This window comes from Giesbergeria giesbergeri (assembly GCF_054779375.1).
Window position 1 is genome coordinate 1 of record NZ_BAAGYJ010000013.1, and the last position, 12,408, is coordinate 12,408.

A 12,408-nucleotide genomic window follows, 5' to 3' on the forward strand; every position below is an offset into this window, starting at 1 on the left:
CCGAAGGCAAAGAAATGGTGATGCCTGGTGACAACGTGTCAATCACGGTCAAGCTGATCAACCCCATCGCTATGGAAGAAGGTCTGCGCTTCGCTATCCGCGAAGGCGGTCGTACCGTCGGCGCTGGCGTGGTTGCCAAGATCCTCGCCTAATTTTCAGCTAAAAGGGGTATAGCTCAATTGGCAGAGCGTCGGTCTCCAAAACCGAAGGTTGTAGGTTCGATTCCTACTGCCCCTGCCATCTAATCATGGCAAAAGTTAAGCCCGCCAGTCTCTGGCGGGCTTCGCCGTCTGCAATGGCGTGGCGATACAGGAAAGCAGAGAATGACTACTTCGCAGGTTGAGACAGTAAATACTGGTGCAGACAAGGCAAAATTGGCTGCTGTGGCTGTGCTGGTGATTGCTGCCGTGGCTGCTTTTTATGCCTTCGGCAAACAAGGCCCAATAGTGCAGTGGGCGGCTTTGTTGGTTGGGTTGGTTGCTGCAGTGGCCGTTTTTCTCATTTCTGAACCTGGACGTCAATTTACTGCATTCGGTCGAGATGCCTGGCGCGAAGCTAAGAAGGTGGTCTGGCCCTCCCGTAAAGAGGCCGTGCAGATGACCCTCTATGTTTTTGGTTTTGTAGTGGTCATGGCACTGTTTCTTTGGATCACGGATAAAACATTGGAATGGGTGTTTTATGACCTTATTCTTGGTTGGAGAAAATAAATGACAGCTACCGTTGAAGTGGATGCCTCTGCGTCGGCTGCCAACTCAGCCCAGAATCCTGATCTGCGCTGGTACATCGTCCATGCTTACTCAGGCATGGAAAAGGCGGTGGAGCGCAATATTGCAGAGCGTGTAGTGCGTTCTGGTATGACCGCCAAATTCGGTCGTGTGTTGGTGCCGACCGAAGAAGTGGTCGAGATGAAAAACGGCCAGCGCAAAACCACTGAGCGCCGTTTATTTCCAGGTTACGTCTTTGTCGAGATGGTCATGGACGACGAGACTTGGCATTTGGTCAAGCACACCAGCAAAGTGACTGGCTTTGTGGGTGGCGCCAAAAATCGTCCAGCGCCTATCTCTGAAGACGAGGTGCAAAAGATCGTTAGCCAGATGCAAGAAGGCACCGATAAGCCTCGCCATAAGGTGGAGTTCATGGTGGGCGAGATGGTGCGCGTCAAAGAAGGCCCGTTCACCGATTTCAATGGCTCGGTGGAAGATGTCAATTACGAGAAAAATCGTGTCCGCGTTTCGGTCATGATTTTTGGCCGCTCCACACCTGTGGAGCTTGAATTTAGCCAAGTAGAAAAGACCTGATCTTTTTTTCTGGCATGGTTGATGGCACTTCCCGACTCAGTGCCTGGTTGATAAATCGAGTCGTTAACCCCGGGGAGCCTGTGCTGTGTCGCAGGCGTTGACCCGCAAGGAGTAAGTCATGGCGAAGAAAATCGTCGGCTTCATCAAGCTGCAAGTGCCAGCTGGTAAGGCCAACCCCTCACCACCCATTGGTCCCGCGCTGGGTCAACGTGGTCTCAACATCATGGAATTCTGCAAGGCATTTAATGCCCAGACCCAAGGTGTTGAACCCGGTCTGCCATTGCCTGTGGTGATTACCGCATTTGCAGACAAGAGCTTCACATTCGTCATCAAGACGCCTCCAGCCACTGTGCTGATCAAGAAAGCCATCAAGCTCGACAAAGGTTCTTCGAACCCCCTGAGCTCGAAGGTGGGCAAGATCACCCGCGAACAGCTGGAAGAAATTGCCAAGACCAAGATGAAAGACATGAACGCTGCCAGCTTGGATGCTGCTGTGCGTACGATCGCTGGTTCTGCCCGTTCCATGGGTGTGGCTGTGGAGGGTGTGTAAATGGCCAAGCTGACCAAGAAACAAAAAGCCCTGCAAGGCAAGGTCGAAACCACCAAGCTGTATCCTATCGCTGAGGCGCTGGTAATCGTTAAAGAGGCAGCTACTGCCAAGTTTGACGAGTCCATCGACGTGGCGGTGCAGTTGGGCGTAGATGCCAAGAAGTCGGATCAAGTGGTGCGTGGCGCTGTGGTGCTGCCCAATGGTACTGGCAAGACCACCCGTGTTGCTGTGTTTGCACAAGGTGCCAAAGCTGAGGAAGCTAAGGCAGCCGGTGCTGACATTGTGGGCATGGACGACTTGGCCGCTATGGTCAAGGCTGGCGATATGCCCTTTGACGTGGTGATCGCTGCGCCTGACGCTATGCGTGTGGTGGGTACTTTGGGTCAAATCTTGGGCCCCCGTGGTCTGATGCCTAACCCTAAAGTGGGCACTGTGACGCCTGATGTGGCTACGGCAGTGAAGAACGCCAAGGCTGGTCAGGTGCAGTTCCGTGTGGACAAGGCCGGTATCATCCACAGCACCATCGGTCGTCGTTCATTTGGCGATGATAAGTTGCAAGGCAACTTGGCTGCACTGATTGACGCCCTGAACAAGGCCAAGCCTGCTACCAGCAAGGGCTTGTATCTGCGTAAGGTGGCGGTTTCTTCCACCATGGGCCTGGGCGTCCGTGTGGATACGCAATCCATCGCAGCGTAATTGCAAAAAATCTTCGGGCTATCTGAAACGGTGGCCTGATGTGGTGGGCTGTAGTTCGTCAAAAAGCTACAGGCTATCCAAGACCGTTGGTGTGCCCGTCAAAAGGCACTTAAATACCTAAGCCAACGCAGATGGCGATCCCGCTGCAGATGGAATCTTTCCAAAACAGTTGGTCGCTGCAACAAGAGCGTGGGTTAGGGCTGCTGCCTGCACCCCACAATTTAAGGAGTAGACCTTGAGTCTTAATCGCAGTGAGAAAGAAGCGGTCATCAATGAAGTGACCAGCCTCGCCGCTAAAGCTCAAACGCTGGTGATTGCGGAATACCGTGGCATCACGGTGGCTGACATGACCAAACTGCGTGTCGATGCCCGCAGCAAGGGTGTGACCCTGAGTGTTCTGAAAAACACTTTGGCACGCCGTGCTGTGGCCGGTACCGGTTTTGACGTGGTGGCTGACCAGATGACTGGCCCGCTGATCTATGGCTTCTCTGAAGACGCAGTGGCTGCCGCTAAGGTGGTGGCCGACTTCGCGAAAACCAATGACAAGTTGGTGATTCGCGGTGGCGCGTTTGCAGGCAAGGCCTTGGATGTCGACGGTGTAAAGCAGTTGGCCAACATCCCTTCCAAGGAAGTGTTGCTGGCTCAGTTGCTGGGCTTGATGCAATCCCCCATCTCCCGTACGGCCCGCGTGTTGGCCGCACTGGCAGAGCAACGTGGCGCTGGCGCAGCAGAAGCTGCACCCGCAGAGGCTGTGGCAGCGTAATTGCGGCCCACCTGTAGTAACCAATATTGTTAGGAAATTCAAATGGCATTCGATAAAGACGCATTTTTGGCCGCGCTGGACAGCATGACGGTTCTGGAACTCAATGACCTGGTCAAGGCCATTGAAGAGAAGTTTGGCGTGAGCGCCGCCGCTATGGCTGCTCCTGCTGCCGCTGGTGCCGGTGCCGGCGCTGCTGCTGCTGAAGAGCAAACCGAGTTCAACGTCATCCTGACCGATGCCGGCGCCAACAAGGTGTCCGTGATCAAGGCTGTGCGTGAAATCACTGGCCTGGGCCTGAAGGAAGCCAAGGACGTCGTGGACGGCGCTCCTAAGGCTGTGAAGGAAGGCCTGTCCAAGGCTGACGCTGAAGCCGCTAAGAAGAAGCTGGAAGATGCTGGCGCCAAGGTCGAACTGAAGTAATCAGTTTTTCGATTAGGCTGGGGTCTCGGAAAAGAGACCCCAGCCTTTGGCGCTTATGGAGCTTTCTTCAGAGTGCACCAGAAAGCAGCAAAAATTGTTGTTTCCTAGTGTCTTCTGACCACCCGACAGCAGAAGATGCCTTGGTTCGGGCGATGTGCAAGGCATCGCCGTCCGCCATGGTTGGTAGTGGCCAACCGCCAAGCCCGCAGGGTGTGTTGCCCACGGGTCCGTCGTCGCAGACCCTGGACTCAAGTCTTTTCCCGGAGATCTCATGGCCTATTCCTACACCGAACGCAAGCGAATTCGCAAAAGTTTCGGCAGCCGCGACAGCGTGCTGGAGGTTCCTTATCTGCTGCAGATGCAGAAAGATGCATACACTGCCTTCCTGCAAGCGGACGTACCGCCTAAGAAGCGTACCAATGAAGGATTGCAGGCAGCGTTTAATGCCGCTTTCCCGATTGTGTCGCACAACGGTTTTGTCGAGATGAAGTTTCTCGAATACAACTTGGCCAAGCCTGCTTTTGATGTGCGCGAATGCCAGACCCGTGGTTTGACTTTTGCTTCGGCGGTGCGCGCCAAGGTGCAGCTCATCATTTATGACCGCGAGTCTTCCACATCACAATCCAAAGTGGTCAAGGAAGTGAAAGAGCAAGAAGTGTACATGGGCGAAGTACCGCTCATGACCACTAAAGGCTCGTTCATCATCAATGGTACTGAGCGCGTGATTGTGTCGCAGTTGCACCGTTCCCCAGGCGTGTTCTTTGAACACGACAAGGGCAAGACGCACAGCTCGGGCAAGTTGTTGTTTTCGGCTCGTATCATTCCTTACCGTGGTTCGTGGCTCGATTTCGAGTTTGATCCCAAGGATGTTTTGTATTTCCGTGTCGACCGTCGTCGCAAGATGCCGGTCACGATTTTGCTCAAGGCGATTGGTCTGAATCCCGAATCGATCTTGGCCAACTTCTTTGTCAATGACAATTTCCGTCTGATGGACAACGGTGCCCAGATGGAATACGTGGCCGAACGTCTGCGCGGTGAAGTGGCCCGTTTTGATATCACGGACAAGTCTGGCAAAGTCGTGGTGGCCAAAGACAAGCGCGTGACGGCTCGCCACACGCGCGATTTGGAGCAATCCGGCACGACCCACATCACGGTGCCCGAGGATTTCTTGTTGGGCCGTGTGGTGGCTCGTGCGGTGGTCGATCCCGATACGGGCGAAATTTTGGCCAAGGCCAACGAAGAGCTGACCGAAGCGTTGTTGAAGAAGCTGCGTTCGGCGGGCGTGCGTGATTTGCAGTGCATCTATACCAATGAGCTCGATCAAGGCGCTTATATCAGCCAGACCTTGCGCATTGACGAAACCACCGACGAATTCCAAGCCCGTGTTGCCATCTACCGCATGATGCGCCCCGGCGAGCCGCCCACTGAGGATGCTGTGCAGGCGTTGTTCCAGCGGCTGTTCTACAACCCCGATACCTACGATCTGTCGCGCGTGGGCCGGATGAAGTTCAATGCCAAGGTGGGTACAGATGGGGCTACTGGCCCGATGGTGCTGACCAATGAAGACATCTTGGCTGTGGTCAAGATCTTGGTGGACTTGCGCAACGGTAAGGGCGAAGTGGACGACATTGACCACTTGGGCAACCGTCGTGTGCGCTGCGTGGGCGAATTGGCCGAAAACCAGTACCGTACCGGTTTGGCTCGGATTGAAAAGGCGGTGAAAGAGCGTTTGGGTCAGGCTGAGCAAGACCCGCTGATGCCGCACGATCTGATCAACTCCAAGCCGATTTCTGCTGCACTGAAAGAGTTCTTTGGTGCTTCGCAGTTGTCGCAGTTTATGGATCAAACCAACCCGCTGGCCGAAATTACGCACAAGCGTCGCGTTTCGGCCCTGGGCCCTGGTGGTTTGACGCGTGAGCGTGCTGGCTTTGAAGTGCGTGACGTGCACGTAACCCACTATGGTCGGGTGTGCCCTATCGAAACGCCTGAAGGCCCGAACATTGGTCTGATCAATTCGCTGGCTCTGTATGCGCGCCTGAATGAGTACGGTTTCATCGAAACCCCTTATCGCCGCGTGGCCGACGGCAAGGTCACGAACGAGATTGATTATTTGTCCGCCATTGAGGAAGGCAAATACATCATCGCGCAGGCCAATGCGGTGCTGGACGCTGAAGGCCGCCTGACGGGTGATTTGGTTTCGGCCCGTGAGAAGGGTGAGTCGGTGCTGGTGAGTGCTGAACGTATCCAGTACATGGATGTGTCGCCTGCACAGATCGTGTCGGTGGCCGCATCGCTGGTGCCGTTCTTGGAGCACGATGACGCCAACCGCGCGCTGATGGGCGCCAACATGTCACGTCAGGCTGTGCCTGTGCTGCGTCCAGAAAAACCGATGGTCGGTACTGGTATTGAGCGTGTGGCCGCTGTCGACTCGGGCACCGTGGTGACGGCCAGCCGGGGCGGTGTGGTGGATTATGTGGATGCCACCCGCATCGTGATCCGCGTCAATGATGCGGAGGCCGTGGCTGGTGAAGTGGGTGTAGACATCTACAACCTCATCAAATACCAACGCTCCAACCAGAACACCAACATCCACCAGCGTCCTATCGTCAAGCGTGGCGATAAGCTGGCCAAGGGCGATGTGATTGCCGACGGTGCTTCTACCGATTTGGGCGAAATCGCCATCGGTCAGAATATGCTGATCGCCTTCATGCCTTGGAATGGCTACAACTTCGAGGACTCGATTTTGATCTCGGAGCGTGTGGTGGCTGAAGACCGCTACACCTCGATCCATATCGAAGAACTGGTGGTCATGGCCCGCGATACCAAGTTGGGCGCAGAAGAAATCACCCGCGATATTCCCAACCTGTCGGAGCAGCAACTCAACCGTCTGGATGAGTCTGGCATCATCTACGTGGGTGCCGAAGTGCAGCCCGGTGATACGCTGGTCGGTAAGGTGACGCCCAAGGGCGAAACCACGCTCACGCCCGAAGAAAAGCTGTTGCGCGCCATTTTTGGCGAGAAGGCTTCGGACGTGAAGGATACCTCGCTGCGCGTTTCGCAAGGTTCGCAAGGCGTGGTGATCGATGTGCAGGTCTTTACCCGCGAAGGCATTCAGCGCGATAAGCGCGCCCAGCAGATCATCGATGATGAACTCAAACGCTATCGCCTGGATTTGAACGACCAGTTGCGCATTGTGGAGGCCGATGCCTTTGATCGTATCGAGAAGCTGCTCGATGGCAAGGTAGCCAACGGTGGCCCACAAAAGTTGCTCAAGGGTACGAAGATCGACAAGGCCTATCTGAACTCGGTGGAGAAATTCCACTGGTTTGATATTCGGCCTGCGGATGAGGTGGTGGCTGCACAACTCGAAAGCATCAAAAATGCTTTGGAGCAAACGCGCCACAGCTTTGACTTGTCGTTTGAAGAAAAGCGCAAAAAGCTCACCCAAGGCGATGAGCTGCCCGCTGGTGTGCTCAAGATGGTCAAGGTCTATCTGGCTGTGAAGCGCCGCTTGCAGCCCGGTGACAAGATGGCCGGTCGCCACGGTAACAAGGGTGTGGTCTCGAAGATCGTGCCCGTGGAAGATATGCCCCACATGGCCGATGGCACGCCTGCCGATACCGTGCTCAACCCGCTGGGTGTGCCCTCGCGGATGAACATTGGGCAGGTGCTGGAAGTGCATTTGGGCTGGGCTGGTAAGGGCATTGGTCAGCGCATTGACGAAATGCTGCGCCAAGAAGTCAAGGTGGCCGAGCTGCGCAAATTCTTGGAAGAGGTGTACAACTCGCGTGGCCGCCAAGAAGACCTGTCGCAACTGAGCGATGCAGATATCTTGGCGATGGCGCAGAACCTGACCAGCGGCGTGCCTTATGCCACGCCGGTGTTTGATGGTGCTTCGGAACAAGAAATCAAGGATATGCTCAAGTTGGCCTATCCAGACGATATTGCTGCCAAGAAGGGTTTGACCCCCACCCGCACCCAAGCCTATTTGTACGATGGCCGCACAGGTGAGCGTTTTGAGCGTCCCACCACCATCGGCTATATGCATTACCTCAAGCTGCACCACTTGGTTGATGACAAGATGCACGCCCGCTCTACCGGCCCATACTCGCTGGTTACACAGCAGCCGCTGGGTGGTAAGGCACAGTTTGGTGGTCAGCGTTTCGGTGAAATGGAAGTGTGGGCGCTGGAAGCCTATGGTGCTTCTTACGTGCTGCAAGAAATGCTCACCGTCAAATCCGATGACGTGGTGGGCCGCACCAAGGTGTACGAAAGCATCGTCAAGGGCGAACACGCCATCGAAGCTGGTATGCCCGAATCGTTCAATGTGCTGGTCAAGGAAATTCGCTCCTTGGGCTTGGACATCGAACTGGAACGCTCCTAATTTGAAAGGGAAAGAGTCTTATGAAATCGTTACTCGACCTGTTCAAGCAATTTACGCCCGATGAGCATTTCGATGCCATTCGCATCGGCATGGCCTCGCCTGAGAAGATCCGTTCTTGGTCTTTTGGCGAGGTGAAAAAGCCCGAAACCATCAACTACCGCACTTTCAAGCCCGAGCGTGATGGTTTGTTTTGCGCCAAAATTTTTGGCCCCATCAAAGACTACGGATGCCTGTGCGGCAAGTACAAACGCCTGAAGCACCGTGGCGTGATCTGCGAAAAGTGCGGCGTAGAAGTGACGCAGACCAAGGTGCGCCGCGAGCGCATGGGCCATATCGACTTGGCCGCGCCTTGCGCCCATATCTGGTTCCTCAAGTCCTTGCCTTCGCGTTTGGGCATGGTGCTGGACATGACCCTGCGCGACATTGAGCGTGTGCTGTACTTTGAAGCTTATGTCATCACCGACCCCGGCATGACGCCGCTGAAGAAGTTCAGCATCATGTCGGAAGACGACTACGATGCCAAGGTGAAAGAGTATGGCGATGAGTTTGTTGCCAAGATGGGTGCCGAAGGCATCAAGGATCTGCTCGAAAGCATTGACATTGAGAGCGAAATTGAGCGCCTGCGTGGTGACTTGACCGGCTCTGAAGTCAAGGTCAAAAAGAATGCCAAGCGCCTGAAGGTGCTCGAAGCGTTCAAGAAGTCGGGCATCAAGCCCGAATGGATGGTGCTGGAAGTGCTGCCTGTGTTGCCACCGGATTTGCGTCCGCTGGTGCCACTGGACGGTGGCCGTTTTGCTACCTCCGACCTGAACGATCTGTACCGCCGGGTTATCAACCGTAACAGCCGTCTGCGCCGTTTGCTGGAACTGAAGGCTCCAGAAATCATTGCCCGCAACGAAAAGCGGATGCTGCAAGAAGCCGTGGACAGCCTGCTGGACAATGGCCGCCGTGGCAAGGCCATGACGGGCGCCAACAAGCGCGCCCTCAAGTCCTTGGCCGACATGATCAAGGGTAAGAGCGGCCGTTTCCGCCAGAACTTGCTGGGTAAGCGCGTCGACTACTCGGGCCGTTCCGTCATTACCGTGGGCCCAACCCTCAAGTTGCACCAGTGCGGCCTGCCCAAGCTGATGGCGCTGGAACTGTTCAAGCCCTTCATTTTTGCCCAGTTGGAACAGCGTGGCATTGCCACCACCATCAAAGCGGCCAAAAAAGAAGTGGAATCTGGCACCCCGGTGGTGTGGGACATTTTGGAAGAGGTGATCAAAGAGCATCCCGTGATGCTCAACCGTGCGCCTACGCTGCACCGTTTGGGTATCCAAGCGTTTGAGCCGATTCTGATCGAAGGCAAGGCGATTCAACTGCACCCACTGGTTTGCGCGGCCTTTAACGCCGACTTTGACGGTGACCAGATGGCTGTGCACGTTCCGCTGTCGGTGGAAGCACAAATGGAAGCCCGCACTTTGATGCTGGCCTCCAACAATGTGCTGTTCCCAGCCTCGGGCGAGCCCTCGATTGTGCCCTCGCAAGACGTGGTGCTGGGCCTGTACCACGCTACCCGTGACAAGATCAATGGCAAGGGTGAAGGTCTGGTGTTTGCTGACACCGGCGAGGTGCAACGTGCGCTCGATGGTGGTGAGGTGGAACTCAACGCCAAAATCACCGTGCGCCTGACCCAGTGGACTAAGGACAAGGTCACGGGCGAGTTTGTGCCTTCTACCGCGCTGGTGCCAACCACTGCAGGCCGTGCTCTGTTGTCGGAAATCCTGCCCAAGGGGCTGCCGTTTGAGAATATCAACAAGGCGCTGAAGAAGAAGGAAATTTCCAAACTCATCAACGTCTCGTTCCGCAAGTGCGGTTTGAAGGAAACCGTAGTCTTTGCCGACAAGCTGCTGCAAAACGGCTTCCGTTTGGCGACACGTGCTGGTATCTCCATTGCGGTGGACGATATGCTGGTGCCCAAGGAAAAGCAGGGCATCTTGGAGCGTGCCGAGAAGGAAGTCAAAGAGATCGAGCAGCAATATGTCTCGGGTCTGGTGACTTCTGGTGAACGCTACAACAAGGTGGTGGATATCTGGGGCAAGGCCGGTGACGAGGTCTCTAAGGTCATGATGGCCCAATTGGCCAAGCAAAAGACTACCGACCGCCACGGCAAGGAAGTGGAGCAAGAGTCGTTTAACGCCATCTACATGATGGCCGACTCGGGTGCTCGGGGTTCTGCCGCTCAGATTCGTCAGTTGGCTGGTATGCGTGGCCTGATGGCCAAGCCCGATGGCTCCATCATCGAGACCCCTATCACGGCCAACTTCCGTGAAGGTCTGAACGTGTTGCAGTACTTTATCTCCACCCACGGTGCCCGTAAGGGTCTGGCGGATACGGCGCTGAAGACGGCCAACTCGGGTTACCTGACCCGCCGTTTGGTCGATGTGACGCAGGATTTGGTCGTGACCGAAGAGGATTGCGGCACAGCCAATGGCGCTTTGATGCGTGCCATCGTTGAAGGCGGTGAAGTGATCGAATCGCTGCGCGAGCGTATTTTGGGTCGTACTGCTGCTGAAGAAGTGCTGCACCCAGAAACACGGGCTGTGCTGGTGCAACCGGGTCAGATGCTGGAAGAAGACCTGATCGAAGAACTGGAACAGGCCGGTGTGGATGAAGTGCGCGTGCGTACCGCCCTGACCTGCGAAACCCGCTTTGGTTTGTGTGCTCGCTGCTATGGCCGCGATTTGGGCCGTGGTGGTTTGATCAACCTGGGCGAAGCTGTGGGTGTGATTGCGGCCCAGTCCATCGGTGAGCCCGGCACACAGCTGACCATGCGTACCTTCCACATTGGTGGTGCGGCATCGCGTGCGGCTATTGCCTCCAGCGTGGAAGCCAAGTCCAACGGTATCATTGGCTTCAATGCCACGGTGCGTTATGTGACCAACACCAAGGGTGAGCTGGTGGTGATTTCCCGCTCTGGTGAAATCGTCATTCAGGACGAGCATGGTCGCGAGCGTGAGCGTCACAAGGTGCCTTATGGCGCTATCTTGACCATCAAACCCGACCAAACCATCAAGGCGGGCACGATTTTGGCCAACTGGGACCCGCTGACCCGCCCCATCATTACCGAATTTGCCGGTCAGGCCAAGTTCGAGAACGTGGAAGAAGGTTTGACGGTAGCCAAGCAGGTCGATGAAGTGACCGGCTTGTCAACGCTGGTGGTCATCGATCCCAAGCGCCGTGGCTCCACCAAGGTGGTCAAGCCACAAGTCAAGCTGATCGATGCCAACGGCAACGAAGTCAAGATTCCGGGTACCGACCATTCGGTGACGATTGGCTTCCAAGTGGGTGCGCTGATTCAGGTGCGCGATGGTCAGGATGTCGGCCCCGGCGAAGTGCTGGCCCGTATCCCAATCGAAGGTCAAAAGACCCGCGACATTACCGGCGGTTTGCCCCGTGTGGCCGAACTGTTTGAAGCCCGTACTCCCAAGGACAAGGGCACATTGGCTGAAGCCACGGGTACTATTTCCTTCGGCAAAGAGACCAAAGGCAAGGTGCGTTTGCAAATCACCGACCCCGATGGCAAGGTGTGGGAAGAACTGATCCCCAAGGAAAAGAACATCTTGGTGCACGAAGGCCAGGTGGTCAACAAGGGCGAACTGATTGTGGACGGCCCGGCCGATCCGCAAGATATTTTGCGTCTGTTGGGTATGGAAGAACTCTCGCGCTACATCGTGGATGAAGTGCAGGATGTGTACCGCTTGCAGGGCGTGAAGATCAATGACAAGCACATTGAAGTGATCGTGCGCCAGATGCTGCGCCGCGTGGTGGTGGAGAACCCAGGCGATTCCACCTACATTGCTGGTGAGCAGGTCGAACGTTCTGAAATTCTCAACACTAATGATGCTTTGCAGGGCGAGGACAAGATCCCAGCTACCTACAGCAACTTGTTGTTGGGTATTACCAAGGCGTCGTTGTCTACCGATTCGTTCATCTCGGCTGCTTCGTTCCAAGAAACGACCCGTGTGCTGACCGAAGCAGCCATCATGGGCAAGAAGGACGAGCTGCGTGGTCTGAAAGAAAACGTGATCGTTGGCCGCTTGATTCCTGCGGGCACTGGTATGGCCTACCATCAGGCCCGCAAAGCCAAAGAGGCGATGGACGATGCCGAGCGTCGCGCCATTGCCGAGGCTGAAGCGGCTGAAATGGCCAGTATCGATCTGTCTGACACAGAGGCAGACACACACGACGCCGCTGCTGATTGATCACCGGCTGTAGCGTGTAACTGCTGGCTCCCGGTCTGTTGCGGAAGCAACAG

9 protein-coding genes and 1 tRNA gene are annotated in these 12,408 nt (G+C 55.6%); all 10 read left to right on the plus strand.

Annotation, left to right across the window (positions count from 1 at the left end; all coding sequences use genetic code 11):
* Window positions 1-152, plus strand: a 152-nt coding sequence (locus ACYVB2_RS14730; RefSeq protein ID WP_460536226.1) for an EF-Tu C-terminal domain-related protein, incomplete at its 5' end; no start/stop codon positions are given.
* 12 nt (window positions 153-164) lie between these two features.
* A tRNA-Trp gene (locus tag ACYVB2_RS14735) sits at window positions 165-240 on the plus strand.
* Between the two features lie 83 nt (window positions 241-323).
* Window positions 324-707 carry a preprotein translocase subunit SecE gene (secE, locus tag ACYVB2_RS14740; RefSeq protein ID WP_382434591.1) on the plus strand — a complete coding sequence of 128 codons (384 nt, stop codon included), beginning with the start codon at window positions 324-326 and terminating at the stop codon, window positions 705-707.
* A complete protein-coding gene (gene nusG, locus ACYVB2_RS14745) occupies window positions 708-1,298 on the plus strand; it encodes a transcription termination/antitermination protein NusG (RefSeq protein ID WP_382434594.1) in 591 nt (196 codons plus the stop codon).
* Between the two features lie 118 nt (window positions 1,299-1,416).
* On the plus strand, window positions 1,417-1,848 hold the full coding sequence (gene rplK, locus ACYVB2_RS14750) for a 50S ribosomal protein L11 (protein WP_382434596.1): 432 nt from the start codon (window positions 1,417-1,419) through the stop codon (window positions 1,846-1,848).
* Complete coding sequence (gene rplA, locus ACYVB2_RS14755; protein ID WP_382434598.1) at window positions 1,849-2,544, plus strand: 50S ribosomal protein L1; 696 nt, start codon at window positions 1,849-1,851, stop codon at window positions 2,542-2,544.
* Window positions 2,545-2,779: 235 nt separating this feature from the next.
* On the plus strand, window positions 2,780-3,307 hold the full coding sequence (gene rplJ / locus ACYVB2_RS14760; protein WP_382434599.1) for a 50S ribosomal protein L10: 528 nt from the start codon (window positions 2,780-2,782) through the stop codon (window positions 3,305-3,307).
* A gap of 42 nt (window positions 3,308-3,349) precedes the next feature.
* Window positions 3,350-3,727, plus strand: coding sequence for a 50S ribosomal protein L7/L12 (rplL, locus tag ACYVB2_RS14765; RefSeq protein WP_382434601.1), 378 nt, complete (start codon window positions 3,350-3,352; stop codon window positions 3,725-3,727).
* Between the two features lie 271 nt (window positions 3,728-3,998).
* Window positions 3,999-8,111, plus strand: a complete 4,113-nt coding sequence (gene rpoB / locus ACYVB2_RS14770) for a DNA-directed RNA polymerase subunit beta (protein ID WP_460537149.1) — start codon at window positions 3,999-4,001, stop codon at window positions 8,109-8,111.
* Window positions 8,112-8,131: 20 nt separating this feature from the next.
* Window positions 8,132-12,355, plus strand: coding sequence for a DNA-directed RNA polymerase subunit beta' (gene rpoC, locus ACYVB2_RS14775; RefSeq protein ID WP_460537152.1), 4,224 nt, complete (start codon window positions 8,132-8,134; stop codon window positions 12,353-12,355).
* The last annotated feature ends 53 nt before the right edge of the window (window positions 12,356-12,408 follow it).